The following is a 22,078-nucleotide window of genomic DNA, read 5'->3' on the forward strand; positions in this document are numbered from 1 at the left end:
TCGATACTTTTCGGGAAGATCCATTAGGGCTAGTACCGAATACCGATACCAGATCGCGCAAAAGAGGTGCATCCCATGAACGGCCTGATCTTCGACGCCCTAAAGCGGACGCTTAAGGCCAAGGGCGTGACCTACCGCGTCCTTGCCGAGCGGATGGGCGTTTCCGAGCCGACGGTGAAACGCATCTTCCACGAGCGCAACTGCAAGCTCGACCGGCTGGTGGATATCTGCGCTGCCGCTGGCGTGGAGCTGGAAAACGTGCTCGGCTCAATGAACAGAGGACCAGGACCTGCCAACCAGATCGCGCCGGAGATCGAGCGCAAGCTCGCCGGGCGGCCGGCGCTGCTGTTCGTCTTTGTCATGCTTTCCGAGAAATTCACGCCCGAAGGCATCATGCGCTCACAAGGATTGAGCGAGGCTTCGATGTTCCTCTATCTGCGCGACCTCGAGGAACTCGGCCTGGTCGCGCTCGGTCGCGGCCTGTCGGTAAGGCTGCTGGTCGAGGCGCCGATCCAGTGGAATTTTGACGGGCCATTGCGGCCGCTGTTCGAGACGACCAACAAGAATTTCATCGGCTGGGCCATCACCCATCTCGAGCGCGAGGCGACATTCGTCAGCTTCTCCAGGCGGATGCGGCCGGAAACGGCGGAAATGGTCAGGCGCGAGGCGGAGGAATTGGCGGAGCGCGCCAAATTGCTTGCCTATCACGACCAGCATACGACGCCCGAAGACGGGCTGGTCGGCTACAAATGGACGTTTGCGTTCGGCGCAACGCCGTTCCCGGTGATCATGCCGATCGGGCCGCATCCGCGCGACGCCGGCGCACGGGCGGACCATCGAGTTGCTGCCGCCGCAAACGGACGACGCCCTCAGCCAGCCTAAGTCAAAGTGCAGAACGACCGTGTCCGGGCTGTTGACGGCAGACAATCTGACTGAGCTTCTTACACCTGAGTATCGGCCGCAAACCAGTTCTCAGAGGGTCCCCTGCTCAAACAAGATCCAACGGCGTTTCGTAGCCGGGCGATTCCTCCTGCAGTCGGCCTTCAAGCCAGCGGCCAAGTCGGTCCAGAAGGTGTCGCCGGGCTCGGTCACGCCAGACGGCGATTACCACAGGCGGCAAACTAGACCATGATCAGCCCACGCCAGGCGCGCCGGCGTCTTCGTGCTGCGGTACCGCCGTGAGATCGTCGCGCACCTTGCGGGCAAGCTTCCTCGTCGAGCGCTTCGGACTGTCGCCGAAAAGCTCGGCCGCCTCGGCGAGGCAGGTCTTTTTCAGGCTCTTTTCCGAGCGCTTCAGCAGCTTGGCAAGCAACCGCGTGTCCTCAGGGGGGCCAAGCGGCTGGTCCTCGGCATCGAGGAGCGCACGCATAACGAACACATCGTGCAGTTCGCCAAGCCGCTCGCCCAATTCGTCGACGGCCTTGCGCCGCGTCTTGATCGGCGTCGGCCACAGTCTGCCGAGCAGCGACAGATGCATGCCATGCGTCTTGGCCGCCTTGCGCAGATCGTGAAAGTCATCGGCTTCGCCGCGCGAATTCGCCTTGTCCAGCGCTTTCCTGGCGCGGCGCAAAGTGGTGCGCGCGCCTTCGGCGAGCACGTCGGCAGCCTGCTCCGGCTGGTCGGGCAGAGCGAGCTTGTCGATCCGGGCGACACCTTCCTCGCAAACGGCGATCGCCGCGCCTAGCGCAGCATCGAGGCCTGCTCCGCCATGCAGTTCATGCTGGCGCGCGACGAGCCTGTCACGCACGGCATCGAGGCCACCGCCGGCACTTTGCTCGGGAAAGCTTGCCGCTAGCCGGTCGATTGTTTCCACCAGTGCGGTCGCCTCACGCGGACCGGCAAGCAGTGCCGCCACCTGGCGGTAGCACTGATTCTCGGTCACGCAGAATGTTTCGTCACCGGAACGAACGAGGCGCAGCAATGCGCGGACGTTCTTCAGCCGTTTGCGGCATTTGTGCAGCCCCTGTTCGGGCCTGTCACGCGCCGCGTTCAGCTGGTCGATCGCCTTGCCGATCTCCTCGGCGAGGATGCGCCTGACCTCGCCGGTCAGCAACACGCGCGGATCGATACGAAAGCTCATGCGACGATCTCCGGAATCCCCCCAAGGGCGAGCGACGCGTTGTAAAATCTCGACTCGCCAGTGACCTCGCGGCCGAGCCAATCTGGCAGCATTTCGTGCGGTACATCCTCCGGCGTCTCGAGCTCGGCGATCACCAACCCCGCAAGCACCCCGCCGAAGACATCGACTTCATAGAGATAGGCGCGGTGTCTAACATGGTGGCGCGTCTTCTCGATGACATGTCCGATGGCAAAGGCCTGCATCTCCTGCGCCTCCGCCAACGGCACCGGATATTCGAATTCATCGCGCTTCCGTGCCTGGCTGCCGAACTTGAGCGTCAGCATGGCGGCGGCGTCGTTGCTGATGCGCACACGCACCGTGCGGCTAGGGTCGGCGACAAGATAGAATTGACGGATATGAATGTCCGCCTCGACCATTGCCCGCCATTCCTCCCCTGAGACCAGGAATTTACGCTCGATTTCCTTGCCCATGGCGGCACTAAAGCGCGCACGGCCAGAGTTGGCAAGACGCTTGACCGCACTTGACTTTAATCATTCGATTGATTAAATGGCTGGCCATGATCAAATCGTCCAGCGCCAGAGGCCTTCCTGATGAGGCGCCCAAGACCGCCGCAGATATGACGCGGACGGCACTCGTGCGCGCGGCGCTGAAGCTTTTCGGACGCCAGGGTTTCGACGGCACGTCGACGCGCCAGATCGCGGCTGAAGCCAAGGCCAATATCGGCTCGATCGCCTATCATTTCGGCGGCAAGGAAGGGCTCCGCAACGCCGCGGCCGACTACATCGTCGACACCATCCAGACCGTTGCCGGCCAGGCGATCGGCAATCTGCAAGCGCCGGCCGCGGCATTGGCGGGTCCCGAGGCCGCGCGAGCACATTTGGCCGTCGCGCTGGAGCGGATGGTCGCCTTCATTGCGGCAAGGCCGGAGGCCGGCGAGATTGTACAGTTCGTCCTGCGTGAGCTGTCGCATCCAACCGCCGCGCTCGACCGTATCTATGACGGCGTGTTCGAACCGGCGCATCACCGGCTCTGCCTGATCTGGGAACAGGCGACGGGCGAGCCGGCCGAGGGCGAGCGCACAAAACTCACCGTATTCACGCTGATCGGCCAGGTCGTCTATTTCCGCATAGGCCGCGAGGCAGTCATGCGCCGGATGGGCTGGCGCGAGATCGGCGATGATGAGGCCGGCAAAATCGCGGCAATAGTAACCGACAATCTCAGCGCGATTTTAGCGCGGCGCGATTTGGCTGCCCGGAAGGATCGTGGATCATGAGCCTGCTCTGTTCTTTGCCGCTTGCCGCCCAGCTTTTCAGCGCCTGCGCGCCGGCGGCACCGCTCGCCGTCGGCTACGTCGAGGGCGATTATGTCCTGCTGGCGCCGATCGAGGTGGCGCAGGTCGAGACGATTGCGGTCAAGCGCGGCGACCGCGTCGCGCCCGGCACGCCGGTGGTGACGCTGGAAAACGCCGACGCCAAGATCGCCATCGCACAAGCCGAGGCGGCCCTTGCGCAGGCCCAGGCGCAACTTGCCGACCTGCAGGTCGGCAAGCGGCCGGAAGAGATCGCGGTGCTCAAGGCGCAGGTCGACATGGCCAAGGCGCAAGCCGCAGACGCCAAACGCCGATACGTCCGCGCCAGCGATCTGTTCAAACGCGGCACCGGCACACAGGCCGACTACGACACGGCTTCCGCGACGCTGGAGACGGCCAACGCGCAGGTCGGCCAGGCGGAGGCCAATCTCGCCGTCGGCGGCCTGCCGGCGCGCCCCGAGACGATCAAGGCCGCCGACAATCAGGTCAGGCAGGCGCGATCGGCGCTGGAGCAAGCACAATGGCGGCTGTCGAAGCGCGTGCTGGCGGCGCCCTCGCCCGGCCGGGTCAATGATGTCATCCGCTATCCCGGCGATACGGCCGGGCCGACCGCGCCGGTCATCTCCATGCTCCCGGATGGCGCGGTGAAGCTCAGCGTCTATGTTCCGGAAAGCGCATTCTCGTCGGTCGAGGTCGGCACGCTGCTCAACGTCCATTGCGACGGTTGCGGATCGGGCGTGAGGGCACGCGTCAGTTATGTGTCGCCGGATCCGGAATTCACGCCGCCGGTGATCTACTCGCTCGAGACCCGGCAAAAGCTGGTCTATCTGGTCGAAGCGCGGCCTGAGGGCGACGCCAGCGCATTGCAGCCCGGCCAGATCGTCGATGTCGATCTGGCGGACATCGCAAAATGAACGTTATCGACGTGCACGGCCTGGTCAAACGCTTCGGCGACAAGACCGTCGTCGATCATGTGACCATGGCGGTGGCCGAGGGCGAGATCGTCGGCTTCCTCGGGCCGAACGGCTCAGGCAAGACGACGACCATCCGCATCATGTGCGGCTTGCTGACGCCGGATGAGGGTGAAGGCACGGTTCTGGGCTTCGACATCCGCACCGACAGCCTGCGGATCAAGCGCGAAGTCGGCTACATGACGCAGAGATTCTCGTTCTACGAAGATCTGACGATCGGCGAGAACCTCGAATTCGTGGCACGGCTTTACCGGCTGAAGCCGCTCGACGAGCATGTGGCCAAGACGCTTGAGGAGCTCGGCCTGACATCGCGCAGGAAGCAGCTGGCCGGCACCTTGTCCGGCGGCTGGAAGCAGCGGCTGGCGTTGGCCGCCTGCATCATGCACAAGCCGAAACTGCTGCTGCTCGACGAACCGACAGCTGGCGTCGACCCGAAGGCGCGGCGCGAATTCTGGGACGAGATCCACCGGCTGGCGAGCGGCGGGCTGACCGTGCTGGTCTCCACCCATTACATGGACGAGGCCGAGCGCTGCCATCGCATCAGCTACATCTCCTACGGCAAGATGCTGGCCACTGGCACGGTCGAGGACGTGGTGAGGAATGCCGGGCTGACCACCTTCGTCCTGCAAGGGCCGCGGCTCGATCAGGTCGCTGCCGCACTTCATGGCCGCCCCGGCGTCGACCAGGTGGCGCCGTTCGGCGCGACGCTGCATGTCGTCGGCTCCGACAGGACGGCGCTTCAGGCAGCGCTCGCCGACATCGAGAAGGAGCACGAGGGCGTCAGGGTATCGCCCGGCGAGACCAGCCTGGAGGATGTATTCATCCAGTTCATGTCCGGTTCGAAGGACAACATGGGATGAAAAATGGTGTAAACAGCATCTTTTCCTTCGCCAGGCTAGGCGCGCTGCTGATCAAGGAGTTCATCCAGATGCGGCGCGACCGCATCACCTTCGCTATGATGCTGGGCGTGCCGCTGATGCAGCTGGTGCTGTTCGGCTATGCTATCAACAACGATCCTAAGAGCCTGCCGGCAGCGCTGGTTGCGATGAGCAGCGATCCTTACACGCGGGCCATGGTTTCGGCGCTGCAGACCACCGGCTATTACCGCTTCGACCACGTCGCGCAAAGTGCCGCCGAAGCCGAATTCCTGATGGCACGCGGCGACGTCGCCTTCGTCGTCACCATTCCCGCCGATTTTGCCCGACGGGTCGAGCGCGGCGACAGCCCGCAGATCCTGATCGAGGCGGATGCGACCGACCCGGCCGTCGCCAGCGGCGCCATCTCGACGCTCGGCACCGTCGCCAACCAGGCACTGCTCAGGGCACGCGGCATGCAGGAGACGGCGGCCGAAGCTGCCCGCGGCCAGCTCCAGGTGGTGGTGCACCGGCGCTACAATCCGGAAGCCGTCTCGCAATACAACATCGTGCCCGGCCTGCTCGGCGTCATCCTGCAGATGACGATGGTGATGATGACCTCGATCGCACTGACGCGCGAGACCGAGCGCGGCACGATGGAGAACCTTCTGGCGATGCCGTCCAGCCCGCTCGAGATCATGCTGGGCAAGGTGCTGCCCTATCTGGCGGTCGGCGCCGTGCAGGTGCTGGTGGTGCTGGCGGCCTCGAAGCTTCTGTTTGCCATACCCTTCACCGGGTCGATGTCGCTGCTGTTGACCGCAGTCCTGATCTTCGTCTTGGCACTGGTGCTGCTCGGCTACACGATCTCGACGATCGCACGCACGCAAATGCAGGCCCTGCAGCTCACCTTCTTCTTCTTCTTGCCATCGATCATGCTGTCCGGCTTCATGTTCCCATATCGCGGCATGCCGGACTGGGCGCAGATTTTCGGCGAGGTGCTGCCGCTGACGCATTTCCTGCGCATTATCCGCGCTGTGATGCTGAAGGGCGCCGAGCTGCCGGCGGTGGCAACGGAGATCGGCTGGCTGGTGATCTTCGTGGCACTGTTTGCCGGCATTGCGCTGGTGCGGTTCCGCCGGACGCTGGATTAGGTCAAACGATCGAGATTCACACGGCCTTGGCCTGGCCCGGGACCGGTGTCAATTCAGGTGCATTGAGCCCTTCGAAGGGATCGCGCCAGGCGTCGATTTCTTCAAGCTGCCGATACCAGCGGGCGACAGAAGGATAATCATCGAGAGGCAATCGGGCGACGTCGTTGAAGGGCAGAAACGTCGCCATTCGAAAGTCGGCGTAGGAAACCGAATTTCCGACCAGCCATTCTCGCTGGGAAAGCTCGGCATCAAGTATTACAGCGGCGGTACTGAAGTCCCTCAGGCCCTCCTCAACCCGCGCCTGATCGATCGGGCCGAGCCCATAGCGCTGTTTGGTCCCGCGTTCGAAATGCACGACATCGCAGGCTCGTGCGAAGTTATCTTTGCCCCAACTCAGCCATCGGATCATCTCGGGCTCGTCGTCGCTGGTGCGCCAGAAATGCGAATGCATGTCGCGTGAAAGCCGGCAGGCTATGGCGTCGGCCTCCCAGAGGCTTTTTCCAACGCCTATGAGGATAGGCAATGAAAGATTTGGATTGAGCTGCCGAAAGCGCTCGGCCTGCCCCGGAGCGAAGGGAGAGGCGAATTCGAACTCTAGCTTGGCTTTGAGGTACCGTGCCACCGCGACCGCGAGGCGAGGATTGGGATTGCGGCTGAAGAACAGTTTCATTCATCTCAGTCTTTGAAGGGTGCCGGTTCGACTGGGCGCAACGGAGGCTCGAGCGCCTCGAACCGGCACATGACCCGGAATTTGTTGCTATCTTAGCCGGCAGCAATGATCTCGGCATAGGTGCTGAGATCGACATTGCCGCCGGAGAGCACCACGGCAATGGATTTCCCGGCAAGGTCGATCTCGCCTGACGACAGCGCGGCCAAGCCGACGCAACCGCCGGGCTCGACGACCAGCTTCAGGCAAGCCATCGCATCGCGCATCGCCTGTGCTACCGCCTTATCGGAAACGGCGATGGCGCCGGCGAGATTCTTGCGGTTGGCCTCGAAAGTGATCGCGCCCGGCTCGGCGACGAGAAGGGCATCGCAGATCGAGGTGTGGCCGGGCGCGTTCGACACCCTGGCGCCTGTGATCAGCGAGCGGCGTGTGTCGTCGAAATGCTCGGGTTCCACAGCCCAGACGGCGGTGGCCGGCGAGGCGTCCTTGACCGCGATCGAAATGCCGCTGCTCAACCCGCCGCCGCCGCAGGGAACCACCACCGCATCGAGGCTGACGCCAAGCGCTCTTGCTTGGCGCAGCAATTCCACGCCGATCGTGCCCTGGCCGGCGATGATGGCCGGATCGTCGTAGGGCGGCACCAGGACCATGCCCTTTTCCACGTAAGAACGGACGACGGCAGTGCGATCGTCGCGGACCCGGTCGAAGCTGATCACTTCCGCGCCCATCTTCCTGACATTGCCGACCTTCATCGCCGGCGCATCGGTGGGCATGGCGATGACGGCCTTGACACCGAACATCGCCGCCGCGGCGGCAACGCCTTGCGCGTGATTGCCCGACGAGAAGGCGACGACGCCGCGGGCGCGTTCTTCCGCCGAGAGCGAGGAGAGCTTGTTGTATGCGCCGCGGAACTTGAACGAGCCGGTGCGCTGCAACGTCTCCGGCTTGAACAGGATCCTGGCGCCGAAGCGCTTGTTCAGCTCCGCCGATTCGATCAGCGGCGTGTCGACGATCAGTCCGGACAATCGCGCTGCCGCGCTGTGAATATCGGCGATGCCGGGAGGGGTAGTCATGGCTAGGTCCTGCAAGAGATGAGACGCCTATGGTGCACGGAAAGGGAGGCGGCGCACCAATGAAAAAATGTGACCGTTACAATTCGTCCCGGAGGCAGAAGTGGGGCGCGACTGTCACCCACCGCCTCCTCGGCCTTGCGCCACTGCGTTCGTCGCTTCAATCGACAAAATCGTTCCCGATGGATCGGGATGGCCTGCCGCTCCTCACCCCAACAGCGTCTTTTGCCGTTTGGGGCCGCCCATCTTGCGCCAGGTGTTGAAGCGGTGGGTGGCGGCGGCGAAGGATATCTTCATCTGCTGGGCAACCGAATAGCGCGACTTGCCCTCGTCGAACAGCCGGTAGCAGCACTCGACGCCCTCCTCGGTCAACTTGCCATCGGGAGCCTTGTTGTGCGGATTGGCGGGATCGAATTTTTCGACCTGCTGCTCGACCAGGCCTTTCAGGCGCTGCAGATCCGCCTCAATATTGGCGATCAGGTCGAGAACCGGTTTAGGATCGAACGGCTGCTGTTTTTCCGGCATCTGCGGCTTCCTTTTCTCTTGGTTGAGATTCGGTTATATAAGTGAACGTTTGCCGATAGCAACCGGGAACCCTGTTCGAGATTTTGAAGCCTGTACCTTTTGAGCATGAGTGGAGCGCACACGATTGACCGGCGACGTGCAAGGTCATAGTTTAGAACCATTCTAAACTAGGGTGAATTTCTCATGCTTTCCCGCGTTTTCGGCTTCGGCCGCCGTCCCTTTGAATCGCTCTCGGAACAGGAGATCCTGGCGCTCGCCATCTCCTCCGAGGAGGATGACGGGCGCATCTATCGCGCCTATGCCGACGGGCTGGCGGAGAGCTTTCCGCAATCGGCCAAGGTGTTCGAGGAGATGGCGGAGGAGGAGGACGGCCATCGCGATTCGCTGATCGAGCTTTACCGCAAGCGTTTCGGCGAGCGCATACCGCTGATCCGGCGCGAACATGTGAAGGGCTATTACGAGCGCAAGCCGGACTGGCTGGTGAGGCCGCTCGGCATCGATCATGTGCGCAGCCAAGCCGAGGCCATGGAGCGCCAAGCCTATCTGTTCTATATCGAGGCGGCCAAACGGACAGGCGATGCGTCGACGCGAAAGCTGCTCGACGACCTGGCGATCGCAGAACAGGGTCACGAGACACTGGCGCAGCGGCTGGAGCAAAAGCATGTGCCGGGCGCGGTCAAGGACGAAGAGGCGGCAGCCGAGCAGCGCCAGTTCATCCTGACCTACGTGCAACCGGGGCTGGCCGGGCTGATGGATGGGTCGGTGTCGACGCTCGCGCCAATCTTTGCCGCCGCCTTTGCCACGCATGATACGTTCCAGACCTTTTTGGTCGGGCTTGCCGCCTCGATCGGCGCTGGCATCTCGATGGGGTTCACCGAGGTGGCTTCCGACGACGGCAAATTATCGGGCCGCGGCTCGCCGGCAAAACGCGGGCTGACCGTCGGCGTCATGACGACGCTGGGCGGGCTCGGCCATGCGCTGCCCTATCTCATCCCGCTTTTCTGGACGGCGACCCTTGTCGCCGCCGTGGTGGTTTTCTTCGAGCTGTGGGCGATCGCATTCGTGCAGAACCGCTATATGCAGACGCCGTTCTGGCGCGCCGCCTTCCAGGTGGTGCTGGGCGGCGCGTTGGTGTTTGCGGCAGGGGTGCTGATCGGGAATGCATAGCGGTCCCTATCCGTTCACCACCCGGGTATCTGCTGGCGCCTCGGCGCGGTCGGTCAGGCCGTAGTCGCGCACGACATGAGCGATGCGCAATCGATAGAAGGCGAAGATACCGCTACGCCCGGCCTTCTGCGCCTGCCGATGTTCCTGCGTGTTGCGCCAGGCCTTCACCGCGTGCTCGTCGCGCCAGAAGGACAGCGACAGGATCCGGTTCGGATCGGCAAGGCTCTGGAAGCGCTCGATCGACAGGAAACCGTCGATGCCGTCGAGCAGTGGCCGCAGGTCGGCGGCCATGCCGAGATAGGCATCGCGCATGCCCGCCGCCGGCTCGACCTCGAAGATGACGGCGATCATGGCTTCACCAAAGGAGCATGCGGCCCGGAGGCCAGCTTGAGGAAGATGCGGTCCTCCTTCAGGATGAATTTTTCCCGCCGGGCGAACTCGTAATTCGCCTTGCCGGCGGGATCGGCGGCGAGCCGGGCGCGGTAGGCTTCGTAGGCCGCAAGACTGTCGATGTTGTAGGCGGCATAAGCCGTAGTGGCCGAGCCTTCGTGCGGCGCGAAATAGCCGATCAGATCGGCACCGCAGCGCGGGATCGCCTGTCCCCAATTGCGGGCATATTCCTCGAACGCCGCCTTGCCGAACGGATCGATCTCGTAGCGGATGAAGCAGGTGATGGTCATTTTCGCCTCCTTGGCGGTGGATGTTTTCTTGCGGTCACGGTTCGAGCCGGGTCGAAACGTTCCGAAGATCGATGTGCTAGGCAAATTCACTGGCCGGTCAGGTTTGCCAGAAGGATTTCGCGCATTCGCGGCGGACGTCTTCGGGTGTCAGGCCAAGGTCGCGCAGCAGATGATCGTCGATCTCGGCGAGGTCGAGACGCTGCAACTGACGGTCGTACCACCGCTTCAGGAGCCGCAGCCGCAAGCGGCGCAAGACAATGAACGGGAACGGCCGGCGAGCAGGCGCGGCGCTGAGAATGGTCCTTGCAGGCAAAGTCGTCTCCTTGATCTGCATCGAGATTAATGCTTTATCTGACGAGAATGCTTTGATGGGGAACGAACTATGCGCGAAGGACCTGACATAGCCCGCATTGCCAGCCTGGTGGGCGATCCGGCGCGGGCAAACATGCTGTCCGCACTGATGGGCGGCACGGCACTGACGGCGAGCGAACTGGCACTCGAAGCCGGCGTGTCGCTTCCGACAGCGAGCTCCCATCTGTCGAAGCTGATGGAAGGCGGGCTGCTGACGCTGGCGAGCCAGGGACGGCACCGCTATTACGGCCTCGCCGGCCCGCAGGTGGCAGGAATGATCGAAGCGATCACAGGCGTTGCCGCCGCGGTCGGGCCGCAGAGGGTGCGACCCGGCCCTCGCGACGCGGCCATGCGCGTGGCGCGGGTCTGCTACGACCACCTCGCCGGAGAGCAGGCGGTGGCGATGCTGGACCGTCTTGTCGCTCGACAAGTGCTCCTGCGCGATGACGAGGAGATTCAGCTTGGGCCGTCGGCCGCCTCGCATTTCGCCACGATCGGCATCGATATCCATACCAAAGCGAGGCGACCGGTATGCCGCGCCTGCCTCGACTGGAGCGTGCGGCGTTCGCACCTCGCCGGCACGCTGGGTGCCGCGATTCTCGACAAGATACTCGCCGAGAAATGGGCACGGCGCGAGAAGGACAGCCGTGCGGTGATCTTTTCGCCGACGGGCAAACAGGCGTTCGAGAAGACGTTTCTAGCCTGATAGCTCGCTCCGATGCGTTAACCGCGCTTGAGCGGCTTGGCCTGCTTGAAAAAATCCGCCCAGGGATCGGCTTGCCCGAGCTGCTTCAGCGTCGTCTTGTCGCCGATCGGAAAGGCGTTCGGCGGCAATCCGGCCTCGATTTCCGCCCAGGTCACCGGTATCGATACCGTGGCGCCTTTTTTGGCGCGCGACGAATACGGCGCAACCGTGGTGGCGCCGCGGCCATTGCGCAGATAATCCACGAAAATCTTGCCCGTGCGCGCCTTCTTCGACAGCGTCGCCGTGTAGCGGTCGGGTGCGCCCTGTTCGAGCGCTCGGGCGAACTCATGGGCGAAGCCTTTGACCTCGTCCCAGTCCGCCGACGGCTTCAGCGGCACGAGGACATGATAGCCCTTGCCGCCCGAGGTCTTGACGAAATTCGGCAGGGACAGTTCGTCGAGCCGGCTACCGATATCGAGCGCCGCGGCACGCACCGCCTTCACGTCGACGCCCTCGTCGGGATCGAGATCGAAGATGATCTGGTCGGGTTTTTCCAGTTCGTCCGTGGTCGAGCCCCAGATGTGGATCTCGACGACGCCGAGCTGCACCAGGGCCACGACACCGTCGAAATCGCGGATGAACAATATCTCCTCGCCGTCTGTGGGATCCTTCATCACGGCGATCTTGTCGTGCATGCCGGCCGAGGCATGTTTTTGGAAGAACCGTTGGCCGCCAACGCCGTCCGGCGCCCGCACGAGGCTGAGCGGCCGGTTGATGACGAATTGCTTCATGCGCGGCCAAACCAGCGCGTAGTGATCGACCAGATCCTGCTTCGATACGTTCTCTTCGGGCCACAGAAGCTTGTCGGGGCGGGACAGCGTAACCGAGGTTTTCGCCGCGCCTGCGGCTTTAGCGGACTTTGGCTTCGGCTCTGCCGTGGCTGAGCGTGCTTTCGGTTTCTCCTGCACGACTTCCTCCGCCGGCTTGTCCTCGCGCAATCCCTGGAACGAGGCGTGGCGTATTATACGGTCCGATGTCCAACTGCGAAACTCCACTTCGCCGACAAGTTCGGGCTTGACCCAGACCAGGCCCTTGCCCCTTGGCACCGCCCTGTCGAAGGCCGAGGCTGTCGTCTTCAGCGCGTCAAGCCTCTTCTTTACCTCGTTGGTGCTTTTGGCCGTGAAGCCGGTGCCGACGCGACCGGCATAGCGCAGCTTGCCGCCCTCGTAATAGCCGACCAGCAGCGAGCGCAGGCCGCGCCCGGTCTTGTCCGACGGCATGTAGCCGCCGATGACGAATTCCTGGCGCGCCGTGCATTTCGACTTCACCCACGTGGGAACACGGCCACTGCGGTAGGGCGCATCGGCGCGCTTGGAGACGACGCCTTCGAGGCCTAGGCGGCAAGCGTGCTCCAGCATGATCTTGCCGGGCTCGGCAAAGTGATCGCTGAAGCGCACGGCCTGATCCTCGGCCTGTCCGGCGAGCAAAGTGCGCAGCCTTTCCTTGCGCTCGACCAGCGGCTCGGAACGGATATCCTCACCATCGAGGCGCAACAGGTCGAAAACGTAGTAGATGAAACGATCGGTGCGGCCCGCTGACAGATCTTGCTGCAGCAGCGAGAAGGACGAGACGCCATTATCCGCCAGCACGACGATTTCGCCATCGATGATCGCATCGGTGCATTTCAGGCCGCCAAGTGCCGCGACAATTGCGCCACCGAACTTGTTTGTCCAATCGAGGCCGGTGCGTGTCAACAGCCGCACCTCGGTGCCGGCAAGCTGCGCCTGCATGCGATAGCCGTCGAACTTCACCTCATGTAGCCAGTCCTTGCCGGGCGGAGCGTCCCGCTCCAGCGTGGCGAGCGCCGGCTCGATGAATTCGAGCCGCCTTGCCGCGGCAGCGTTCGCCTTGCCGGCGGCCGGCCTGTTGGACTGCCAGACCCTCTGTTTCTTGCCATCGGCTGTCTTGCCTTCGCCGACCTCCTCGATGGTCAGGCCGGATTTCACCGATTGCGGCGCCTCCTGCAGAATGTCCTCGCCCGGACGCGCGGCGGCATCGTCGGATTTGATCAGCAACCAGTTGTCACGCTTTTCGCCGGGCCGCGGCTTCAGCCGCACCAGGTGCCAGGCGCCCTGCAATTTATGGCCGTGCAGTTCGAAATTGATGTGGCCTTTCTTCATCGCCTTCGCCGGATCGCCCTCCGGGACCCAGGTGCCTTCGTCCCAGACGATGACCGTGCCGCCGCCATATTGGCCCTTGGGGATGATGCCCTCGAACGGCGCGTAGTCGATCGGGTGGTCCTCGACATGGACGGCGAGCCGCTTTTCGTGCGGGTCGAGGCTCGGGCCTCGCGTCACCGCCCAGCTCCACAGCACGCCGCCATGCTCAAGACGAAGGTCGTAGTGGAGCCTGGTGGCGGCATGCTTGTGGATGACGAAGATGCCACCCGGCTCGGCTTTCTTGCCGCGCGAAACCTTGCCGGCCGGTTCGGCCGTCTTCTTGAAATTGCGCTTGGCGTGATACTGCTCAAGGCTGGCCATGGTCTGGTCCTAAGCGGATTTGCGCCGAGCGGCTTTGGACTTGGCTCCCTTTGCCGGGCGTCCGGTCTTTGCCGGCGCACCGGCTTCCGACGAAAGGCTCTTCTTCAGTGCATCGAAGAGGTTGACGACGTTGGAGGGCCGTGGTTCTGCCTTGGCCTTCGGCGCCTTCTTGCCCGCCTTCTTGGCGCGGACCAGCTCGATCAGGGCGTTCTCGTATTTGTCGTCGAATTCGGAAGGGTCGAACTTCGCCTGTTTCTCATCGACGATGTGTTCGGCCAGCCTGATCATCTCCGCGTCGGTCTTCGCCGGCTTGATGTCGCCGAACACCATCTCGGGCCTGCGAACCGTATCGCCATAGCGCAGGGTCGTCAGCAGCAGACCCTTGCCCCACGGCTCGATGACCACCGGACGTTCGCGGCGATAGAGCACGATGCGCGCTAGCCCCGCCGTTTTATTGGCGGCCATGGCGTCGCGGATGACGGCGAAGGCCTCTTCCGAGACCTCGTCCGCAGGCGTCACATAATAGGGCGTATCGAGATAGATCTGCTGGATCGAGGATTTTTCGATGAAACCATCGAGGCTCATCGTGTGCGAGGATTCGATCTGCACGGCTTCGATCTCCTCCTCCTCGATTTGGATGAAGTCGGCGTCGCCGATCTCGTAGCCCTTGATCTCGTCGCCTTCATCGAGCAGCTTGCCGCTTGCCGCATCGACATAGACGCGCCTGACGGTGTTGCCGGTCTTGCGGTTGAGCACGCGGAACGAGACTTTCTCGGCCTGGGTGACGACATTGGTCAGTTCGACGGCGCAAGTGACCAGCGAGAGCTTGAGATACCCTCTCCAGGCCGGGCGCGGCGCCATGACAAACTCCCTGCGCGACAACGTTCAACCGAGAACGGGCAAAGCCCGTTCCGGTTCCGGCGGCACAAAAAGGCAAGCCCGCGGCTTTCGGCCCAGCCTTGCCTTGAGCTCAATTTCTCGATCGCGGCCCTACTCGGCGGCTTGCAGGTTGATCTTGCTTTCCGCAATCTCGGTAAGCTTGCGGTCGGTGGCCTGCTCCTCCTTGAGGTTGTTGGCCAACACATTGGCGCAGTCGCTGCGGCCCAGTTGCTTGGCCCAAGCAATCAAGGTGCCGTAACGCGTCATCTCGTAATGCTCGACAGCCTGTGCGGAGGCGATCAGCGCAGCGTCGAGAACCTCCTTGTCGGCGATGTCGCCGCTGACGTCGTCGGCCTCTTCGAGAATGCCGTCGATGGCCGGGCAGTCGACCTGCTTGGCCTTCACGCCGTGCAGTTCGAACACCTGCTCGACACGCTGGATATGACCCTTGGTCTGGGTGAGATGTTTCTCGAAGCCGGCTTTCAGCTGCGGATCACTCGCCTTGTCGATCATCTTCGGCAGCGATTTCTCGATCTGTTTTTCAGCGTAATAGATGTCGCGCAGCGTGTGCACGAATAGGTCGTCGAGTGTTTTGATATCCTTCGAAAAGAAGCCCATGGCCTTTGCCTTTCCATTGCTCTTGCTGTTTCGGATTGTTGGCTGCGGACCAGCCGATGGCTGCAATCCGCAGGACCGGAGTCGTCCCGGCACTAGAGGTCAACGTGCGGCTGACGGGCCGGTTCCTGGTTTTTCGACCACGTGTACGGAAATTTTGCGGTCCAGCAAAAACCTGAAACAAAACCGCGCCTCGGCGACATTCAGGCGAAACATATGTGATGCAAAAGTCACACTGGGTGAAATGCCGACGGACAGCACTGAAACACCGCGAATCAGCCGTATTCCAGCCATGAACAAAGGCATTTTCGACCAGAGATTAACATCGCGTTCACCGACTATTCACGCCTGGACGCTATGATCGCCGCAATTCGGAAGGGACATCCGAAACGGGACAGGGACCGAGTAAAATGAGCTTGTGGAATCAAATCGCCGGCTATGCCGCCGCCATCCGCGAATTCGTCGCGCCGACCTATCGGCCCGAACGCTATTACATGCGCGGCCCAGGCCCCGCATGCGCGCGCCGTGGCAACACGCTTGGGATCCGCGTGCACTGATGATGACCATGGAAAGCCGTCACGACAGCCGAATCTGCCGGCCCGAGGCCGACAACCGGTCGACGACCTACCGCGCCGAGCGCCCTGCGCTGACCGACAGACGGCGTGCGACACCGCCAAGCTTCTAGCATTCCGGGCTTTGATCCAGCCACCGGCAGGCCTAGTGTCGCCTGACACAGCCGCCGGGCGCCACGTGATCGTCAAGGCGAACCATTCTCCTGAGCCGCAAGAATTCGAATCGAGTCGCCCGGTGATCGTCTTCGACGGTCTTTGCGTGGTTATGCTCGAGCTTTGTGCGCATGGTGGTGAAGCTCGACCGCAAGGGCCGGTTCCATTTCGTGACGGCGCAGTCGCCCTTGGCCAGATGCTGTCAAGAAATTCGGGCTGCGGACGGACCGCTACGAGACCAATCTCGTCATCGTCGATGGCGCCCCTTTCACCCGGCTGGCATGATCGCCCGCTACCGCGGCTGGCTGGAGCTCTCCGGTCCGCACGGCTCCAGCGAGATTGTGCCGCCTGCCAGCTTCGCCAGTTCGCGGCAGTCCTGCGCCGTGCACAGCGTCCAGCCCTGACCCGTGGCGCCCGAGGCGGCGAGCACGAGGCGCCGCTGTGGCCCGACCTTGGGCGCATAGACCCACCAGCCGTCGCGCAGCACCGAGCCTTGCGGCGGCTCCATCCCGGCGCCCGATCCCTTGATGCGGGCCTCGACCAGCTCCAGGCCGAACGGCAGCACCTTCCAGTCTTCCTGCCACTGGGTCTTCTCCACCGAATGCACCCAGGAGAGCGTGAAGGCAGCGACCGCGAGCGTCACCGTCTTGCCGGCCGCGACGATGCAGAGGCTCATGCTGAATTGGCGAGCGAAGCCTGCCGGGCGCGCCAGCAATGCCAGCCGATCCAGGCAAGGGACAGCGCCCAGCCCGCCTCGTCGGTGAGCGGCAGCGCCGCAACCAGCAGCACGCCGGCGGCGAAGGCTACGAGGCGTTCCCACCAAGCCGTGCGCCGGGCCAGAAACCCGACGGCGGCGGCACCCCACAGGACGACGCCCATGCAGGCCTTGATAACGATATAGGCGACCTCGACGGGATAGCCGAACTGGGCGGCGATCGGGCCGGGGTCTTGCAGCATCAGCGCCGGGGTATAGACCGCCATGAACGGCACGACGAAGCCGGCAATGGCCAGCTTGGTGGCCTGAATGCCGATCTTGAGGCCGCTTTCCTTGGCCACGGGTGCGGCGGCGAAGGCGGCCAGCGCCACAGGCGGGGTGAGATCGGCCATGATGCCGAAATAGAAGACGAACATATGGCTCACCACCAACGGCACGCCGAGCGACAGCAGCGCTGGCCCGGCCAGCGAGGAGGTGATGATGTAGTTGGGAATGGTCGGTATGCCCATGCCGAGCACCAGGCAGGTGAGCATGGTCAAAAGCAGAGACAGAAACAGATTGTTCTCGCCGATCGAGATGATCCAGCCGATGAAGGTCGACGCGACCCCGGTAAGCGTCAACGTGCCAATGACGATGCCGACAATGGCGCAGGCAATGCCGACCGGCAGCGCGTTCTTTGCTCCCTCGGCAAGGGAATCCACGCATATGCGCAGCGTCTCGCGCCCGCCCTTGAAGGTGAGGCAGGCGACGACCAGAACGGCGATGACCAGGCTGAGGATGTTGACGCCGAATTTCATGAAAGAAGCTGCGGCAAGCCCGAGCGCCAGCCAAAAGACGATGCGGAAGGCGAGCGGCCCGATCGATGCTGCCAGCGGCGTGCCGAGGATAAGCACAATGGTCAACGCCAGGCCCATGGTGCCGGCGAAAACCGGTGTGTAGCCGGCAAACAGCAGGTAGATCAGTGCTGCGAGCGGCAGTACCAGGGGCCAGTGCTGTCTCACCGCATCCCAGGGATTGGGCAGGTCGGCCTTGGCCATGCCGTGCAGGCCGGCCTTGCCGGCCTCCAGGTGCACCTGCCAGAAACAGGCGCCGAAATAGAGCAGCGCCGGGATGATGGCCGCCTTGACCACCGCGGCATAGGGGATGTTCAGCGTCTCGGCCATGATAAAGGCAACCGCTCCCATCACCGGCGGCATGATCTGGCCGCCCATCGACGAGGTCGCCTCGACGGCGCCGGCGAAGGCCGAGCGGAAGCCGAAGCGCTTCATCAGCGGGATGGTGAACTGGCCGCTGGCCACCACATTGGCGACGCCCGAGCCGGAAATGGTGCCCATCAGCGCCGAGGACAGCACGCAGACCTGCGCCGGGCCGCCGCGCCATGAGCCCACCAGGCCGAGCGCAAAATCGTTGAACAGCGCGATCATGCCGGCGCGCTCAAGAAAGGCGGCGAAGACGACGAAGATGAAGATGTAGGCGGCCGAGACATAAATCGGCGTGCCGTAGATGCCTTCGGTGCCGTAGGCGAAGGTGTCGACGAGCTGGGCGAAATCATAACCGCGATGAATAAAAGGCGGCGGCAGATGATTGCCGGCAAATGCGTAGGCGAGAAAGATGAAGGCAATGACGGCGAGCGGCAGCCCCATCAACCGCCGCGCCGCCTCGAAGATCAGCACGACCAGCACCGTGCCGACGATCAGGTCCGGCGTGGTGAGAAAGCCGGAGCGGCGGATGAGGTCGGCATAGAACACCCAGTTGTACAGACCGGTGGCGAAGCCGAGCAGACCAAGGACCCAAAATACGACTTTAGCCGACCTACCGGTGGCGCGCAGATTGGCGATCAGGGCAAAGCCGAGCAGCAGCAGGAAGCCGACATGCATGGCGCGTACGACCTGGCTCGGCAGGCTGCCATAGGCGGCGATGTAGATCTGGAAGATGGAGAATGCGATGGCGATAAAAAAAGCCGCCTTGCCGGCGATGCCTTCGCCGAAGCCAGGCGGCAATCCTTCGACAGGGACTTCGGCGGCGGGGGAAGGAATCGTCGGGATTTCAGTCATTAGCGGGGTTCCTGGCGGGGCGCTCCCTTCCCCCTCGAGGGGAGGGTGGACAGCCGCCGAAGGCGGATGGGTGGGGTAATCTCAACTGCCTCGATCTTTGCCGGAACGAGGGAGCGCCTCGCGGAGGACCCTCCCGGCCCGCGGACTATCCTCCCCTCGAGCGAGAGCGGACGCCTTACTTGATGAGCCCTTTTTCTTTGTAATACCTCTCGGCGCCTGGATGCAGCGGTACGGGCATGCCGTCGAGCGCCTTGGCCGGGTCGATCGCCTTGGCGGCGGCGTGGGCAGCGGTGAGCTGGTCGAGATGCTCGAACAGCAGTTTGGTCATCTGGTAGGCGGTCTCGTCGGAGACATCCGCGCTGGTGATCAGGAAATTGCCGACGGCGGCGGTCGCGACATCCTCGGTCTGGCCCTCATAGGTGCCCTTGGGGATGACCACGGAAAGATAGGGCGAGCCGATCTTGGCGACGTCCTCCGCCGGCACGGCAACGATGGTTACCGGCACCGAGGTGGCGAGGTCACGGATCGACGCGACCCCAAGGCCCGCCGACTGCAGCGTGGCGTCGAGCTGGCGGTTCTTGATCAGCTCCACCGATTCGGCGAAGGGCAGATATTCGATCCGCCCGAGGTCTTCGTATTTCAGCCCGGCAGCGGCAAATATCGTGCGGGCATTGAGCTCGGTGCCTGAGGCCGGCGCGCCGACCGAAAGGCTCTTGCCCTTGAGATCGGCCAGCGTCTTGATGCCGGATTCCTTGCTGGCGACGATCTGGATGTAATTGGGATAGATGGCTGCAATGCCGCGCAGCTTGTCGAGCTTGCCTGGGAAGCCTGCTTCGGTATTGCCTTCGGCGGCCAGCTTGACGGAATCGCCGAGCGCAAAGGCGATCTCGCCCTTGCCCTGCTGCAAGAGATTGAGGTTTTCGACCGACGCTTTCGTCGCTTGCACCTGGGTGCGTGCGCCTTCGATGCCCTTGCCGTAGATTTCCGACAGCGCGACGCCGAGCGGATAGTAGACGCCGGACGTGCCGCCGGTCAGCACGTTGATGAACTCCTGTGCCTTGACCGATACCGCGCCAAGGCCAAGCGACAGCGCCAGCACGCCCGCCGCAATTAATTTCGTCCTGAAATAGAGCATGCGATTTCCTCCCTGAAAATTCGTCACCGTGCCCTCCTCGACAGCACGAAGCGAACCGAGTTTAGACAGCGGACGGGAAATGCCAACCCGCAATAACAGGGATTAGACGAACGGCTAAACAGTCCCCCAGCACATCGGCGCTTGCGCGAGGCCGCATCGCGGCCGAAAGATTTTTCCAGCGCCTGTCGAAATGGGCCAGGGCCGCGCGACATACGTCCGGCTCGCAACGATGCGGCCTTCGAAAAACGGGAGAAGACCATGCGATACATGCTTTTGATTTACAACGACGAAGCCTCGATGGCCACCACGCCGAGCGAGAAGACCTACGAGATCAGCGCCGCGTATGGCGCCTATACCGAAGCGTTGAAGAAATCCGGCGCGTGGCTCGCCGGCGACCGGCTGAAGCCGACCCAAGCCGCCACCTCGGTGCGGATGGCCAACGGCAAGACCAATGTGCTCGACGGCCCCTATGCCGACACCAAGGAACAGCTTGCCGGTTTTTACATGATCGAGGCTGAGGACGCCGACGCGGCAATCGCATGGGCGGCCCGTTGTCCGGGCGCCAGCACCGGCACTCTCGAGGTGCGGCCGATCTGGGAAATGACCGAGTACCTGTCTGAAAAATGACCATCTGATGGACAGTCGCCCGGAGATCGCGCGGGCGGCAGCGGAGGCCGCCGCCCGGCAAGGCTACGGCAAGCTGGTCGCCTATCTCGCCGCGCGTACGCGCGACGTGGCCGGCGCCGAGGACGCGCTGGCCGACGCCTTCGCGGCGGCGCTCGAACGCTGGCCGCAGGCCGGCGTGCCCGAGAAGCCGGAAGCCTGGCTGCTGGCGGTGGCGCGCAGGCGCCGCATCGATGCTGTCAGACGGCGGCTGACAAGCGAAGCAGGCCGCGACCACCTGAGGCTGATCGCCGAGGAGATGGAGGCATGCATGGCCGACGAAGACCTGCCGGACGAGCGGCTCAGGCTGATGTTTGCCTGCGCCCATCCGGCAATCGAGGCCGGCGTGCGAGCACCGCTGATCCTGCAGACGGTCCTGGGCTTCGACGCTGCGACCATTGCCTCGGCTTTTCTTGTCTCGCCAGCCACGATGAGCCAGCGCCTGGTGCGCGCCAAGACCCGCATCCGCGAGACCGGCATTCCGTTCCGGGTGCCGGAGCGGGCCGAGCTAGGCGAGCGCCTGGGCACCGTGCTGGAGGCGATCTACGCGACGTTCGCCGAAGGCTGGTCCGACCCGGCCGGCACCGAAACGCAGCGCCGCAACCTCGCGACCGAAGGTATCTGGCTCGGCCGTCTGCTGGCGACGTTAATGCCGGACGAACCGGAAGCGCTCGGCCTGCTGGCGCTGATGTTGTTCGCCGAGGCGCGGCGTGCGGCGCGGCGCAACGCGGAGGGCGATTATGTACCGCTGGCCGAGCAGGATCTTGCATTATGGGACGATACAATGATCGACGAAGCGGAGACGCTGCTCAGGCGCGCCGCGGCCAAGGGCATTGTTGGCCGCTACCAGCTCGAGGCCGCCGTGCAATCTGCCCATACGACTCGGCGGCTGACCGGCGACACCGACTGGGTTGCGATTAAGGAGCTCTACGACGCGCTGTCGGTGATTGCCGGCTCGCCGGTGGTTTCGATCAACCGTGCGGTGGCCATTGCCGAGGCCGAAGGTGCTTCGGCAGGATTGGGCGCCCTTGATCAACTCAGTGGCGACAAGCGGCTGTATGACTATCAACCTTACTGGGCCGCCCGCGCGGGCCTGCTGGCCAGACTCGGCAAAGTTCCGCAAGCGAGCGAGGCCTACGACCGGGCTATCGGCCTCGAACGCGACCCAGCCGTGCGCCGGTTCCTGCAGGGCCGGCGGGCAGCGCTCGGCCGCGCAGAAAAAGACTGAGCGAGGCGATCCGT

General features: G+C 63.4%; 24 protein-coding genes. 10 read left to right on the forward strand and 14 right to left on the reverse strand.

The features are described from left to right. Positions 1-75 precede the first annotated feature (75 nt). Positions 76-882 (forward strand): helix-turn-helix domain-containing protein, encoded by an 807-nt coding sequence (locus AC0L2P_RS05725; protein ID WP_473500256.1) that lies wholly within the window; start codon positions 76-78, stop codon positions 880-882. Positions 883-1,132: 250 nt separating this feature from the next. Here AC0L2P_RS05725 and AC0L2P_RS05730 read toward each other — a convergent pair whose 3' ends face one another. After that, a complete protein-coding gene (locus AC0L2P_RS05730) occupies positions 1,133-2,080 on the reverse strand; it encodes a CHAD domain-containing protein (protein ID WP_473500258.1) in 948 nt (315 codons plus the stop codon). Continuing rightward, positions 2,077-2,550, reverse strand: coding sequence for a CYTH domain-containing protein (locus AC0L2P_RS05735; protein WP_473500259.1), 474 nt, complete (start codon positions 2,548-2,550; stop codon positions 2,077-2,079). Before AC0L2P_RS05735 ends, AC0L2P_RS05730 begins: the two co-directional genes overlap by 4 nt. An 86-nt stretch (positions 2,551-2,636) precedes the next feature. Between AC0L2P_RS05735 and AC0L2P_RS05740 the strand changes: the two genes are divergently transcribed. Genes AC0L2P_RS05740 through AC0L2P_RS05755 form a run of 4 tightly spaced genes read left to right on the forward strand, consistent with a single transcriptional unit; the run spans position 2,637 to position 6,365 of the window. Next, positions 2,637-3,353, forward strand: coding sequence for a DUF1956 domain-containing protein (locus AC0L2P_RS05740; RefSeq protein ID WP_473500260.1), 717 nt, complete (start codon positions 2,637-2,639; stop codon positions 3,351-3,353). Continuing rightward, complete coding sequence (locus AC0L2P_RS05745) at positions 3,350-4,303, forward strand: HlyD family secretion protein (RefSeq protein ID WP_473500261.1); 954 nt, start codon at positions 3,350-3,352, stop codon at positions 4,301-4,303. Before AC0L2P_RS05740 ends, AC0L2P_RS05745 begins: the two co-directional genes overlap by 4 nt. Then, positions 4,300-5,220 (forward strand): ABC transporter ATP-binding protein, encoded by a 921-nt coding sequence (locus AC0L2P_RS05750; RefSeq protein WP_473500262.1) that lies wholly within the window; start codon positions 4,300-4,302, stop codon positions 5,218-5,220. The genes AC0L2P_RS05745 and AC0L2P_RS05750 overlap by 4 nt, the downstream gene beginning before the upstream one ends. Then, entirely contained in the window at positions 5,217-6,365 is a 1,149-nt protein-coding gene (locus tag AC0L2P_RS05755; RefSeq protein ID WP_473500263.1) for an ABC transporter permease, read from the forward strand. Before AC0L2P_RS05750 ends, AC0L2P_RS05755 begins: the two co-directional genes overlap by 4 nt. Positions 6,366-6,381: 16 nt before the next feature. Here the strand turns inward: AC0L2P_RS05755 and AC0L2P_RS05760 are convergent, their stop codons facing one another. From AC0L2P_RS05760 to AC0L2P_RS05770, 3 genes are all read right to left on the reverse strand, one after another. Further along, on the reverse strand, positions 6,382-7,035 hold the full coding sequence (locus AC0L2P_RS05760) for a glutathione S-transferase family protein (protein ID WP_473500264.1): 654 nt from the start codon (positions 7,033-7,035) through the stop codon (positions 6,382-6,384). Positions 7,036-7,127: 92 nt separating this feature from the next. Beyond that, positions 7,128-8,105: a threonine/serine dehydratase gene (locus AC0L2P_RS05765; protein ID WP_473500265.1), complete on the reverse strand. Its 978-nt coding sequence runs from the start codon at positions 8,103-8,105 to the stop codon at positions 7,128-7,130. Positions 8,106-8,309: 204 nt separating this feature from the next. Then, complete coding sequence (locus AC0L2P_RS05770; protein ID WP_023718860.1) at positions 8,310-8,627, reverse strand: hypothetical protein; 318 nt, start codon at positions 8,625-8,627, stop codon at positions 8,310-8,312. Positions 8,628-8,810: 183 nt separating this feature from the next. Between AC0L2P_RS05770 and mbfA the strand changes: the two genes are divergently transcribed. Beyond that, complete coding sequence (gene mbfA / locus AC0L2P_RS05775; RefSeq protein WP_473500266.1) at positions 8,811-9,794, forward strand: iron exporter MbfA; 984 nt, start codon at positions 8,811-8,813, stop codon at positions 9,792-9,794. Positions 9,795-9,800: 6 nt separating this feature from the next. Here the strand turns inward: mbfA and AC0L2P_RS05780 are convergent, their stop codons facing one another. From AC0L2P_RS05780 to AC0L2P_RS05790, 3 genes are all read right to left on the reverse strand, one after another. Continuing rightward, the gene (locus AC0L2P_RS05780) at positions 9,801-10,145 is read right to left on the reverse strand and encodes an antibiotic biosynthesis monooxygenase family protein (RefSeq protein WP_473500267.1); all 345 of its coding nucleotides are present in this window, start codon (positions 10,143-10,145) and stop codon (positions 9,801-9,803) included. Then, entirely contained in the window at positions 10,142-10,474 is a 333-nt protein-coding gene (locus tag AC0L2P_RS05785; RefSeq protein ID WP_023679000.1) for an NIPSNAP family protein, read from the reverse strand. The genes AC0L2P_RS05780 and AC0L2P_RS05785 overlap by 4 nt, the downstream gene beginning before the upstream one ends. A gap of 97 nt (positions 10,475-10,571) precedes the next feature. After that, entirely contained in the window at positions 10,572-10,787 is a 216-nt protein-coding gene (locus AC0L2P_RS05790) for a DUF1127 domain-containing protein (protein WP_473500268.1), read from the reverse strand. A gap of 69 nt (positions 10,788-10,856) precedes the next feature. Here AC0L2P_RS05790 and AC0L2P_RS05795 point away from each other — a divergent pair, with 69 nt between their 5' ends. Beyond that, complete coding sequence (locus tag AC0L2P_RS05795; RefSeq protein WP_473500270.1) at positions 10,857-11,531, forward strand: ArsR/SmtB family transcription factor; 675 nt, start codon at positions 10,857-10,859, stop codon at positions 11,529-11,531. Between the two features lie 17 nt (positions 11,532-11,548). Here AC0L2P_RS05795 and ligD read toward each other — a convergent pair whose 3' ends face one another. From ligD to AC0L2P_RS05810, 3 genes are all read right to left on the reverse strand, one after another. Next, positions 11,549-14,050 carry a DNA ligase D gene (ligD, locus tag AC0L2P_RS05800; protein WP_473500271.1) on the reverse strand — a complete coding sequence of 834 codons (2,502 nt, stop codon included), beginning with the start codon at positions 14,048-14,050 and terminating at the stop codon, positions 11,549-11,551. 9 nt (positions 14,051-14,059) lie between these two features. Next, positions 14,060-14,911: a non-homologous end joining protein Ku gene (ku, locus tag AC0L2P_RS05805; RefSeq protein ID WP_473500272.1), complete on the reverse strand. Its 852-nt coding sequence runs from the start codon at positions 14,909-14,911 to the stop codon at positions 14,060-14,062. 129 nt (positions 14,912-15,040) lie between these two features. Then, positions 15,041-15,547: a YciE/YciF ferroxidase family protein gene (locus AC0L2P_RS05810; protein WP_473500273.1), complete on the reverse strand. Its 507-nt coding sequence runs from the start codon at positions 15,545-15,547 to the stop codon at positions 15,041-15,043. Positions 15,548-15,954: 407 nt separating this feature from the next. Here AC0L2P_RS05810 and AC0L2P_RS05815 point away from each other — a divergent pair, with 407 nt between their 5' ends. Next, complete coding sequence (locus AC0L2P_RS05815) at positions 15,955-16,101, forward strand: hypothetical protein (protein WP_473500274.1); 147 nt, start codon at positions 15,955-15,957, stop codon at positions 16,099-16,101. A 460-nt stretch (positions 16,102-16,561) separates the two neighbouring features. On the opposite strand, the gene AC0L2P_RS05820 is transcribed toward AC0L2P_RS05815, so the two are convergent. From AC0L2P_RS05820 to AC0L2P_RS05830, 3 genes are all read right to left on the reverse strand, one after another. Further along, positions 16,562-16,945, reverse strand: a complete 384-nt coding sequence (locus AC0L2P_RS05820) for a DUF1850 domain-containing protein (RefSeq protein ID WP_473500275.1) — start codon at positions 16,943-16,945, stop codon at positions 16,562-16,564. Beyond that, complete coding sequence (locus AC0L2P_RS05825) at positions 16,942-19,038, reverse strand: TRAP transporter permease (RefSeq protein ID WP_473500276.1); 2,097 nt, start codon at positions 19,036-19,038, stop codon at positions 16,942-16,944. The genes AC0L2P_RS05820 and AC0L2P_RS05825 overlap by 4 nt, the downstream gene beginning before the upstream one ends. Before the next feature lie 175 nt (positions 19,039-19,213). Next, complete coding sequence (locus AC0L2P_RS05830; protein ID WP_473500277.1) at positions 19,214-20,173, reverse strand: TAXI family TRAP transporter solute-binding subunit; 960 nt, start codon at positions 20,171-20,173, stop codon at positions 19,214-19,216. Positions 20,174-20,431: 258 nt separating this feature from the next. On the opposite strand from AC0L2P_RS05830, the gene AC0L2P_RS05835 reads away from it, so the two are divergent. Beyond that, complete coding sequence (locus AC0L2P_RS05835) at positions 20,432-20,800, forward strand: YciI family protein (RefSeq protein WP_473500278.1); 369 nt, start codon at positions 20,432-20,434, stop codon at positions 20,798-20,800. Positions 20,801-20,807: 7 nt separating this feature from the next. Next, a complete protein-coding gene (locus AC0L2P_RS05840; RefSeq protein WP_473500279.1) occupies positions 20,808-22,064 on the forward strand; it encodes an RNA polymerase sigma factor in 1,257 nt (418 codons plus the stop codon). Positions 22,065-22,078: the final 14 nt, after the last annotated feature.

Source organism: Mesorhizobium sp. WSM4836, assembly GCF_055811815.1.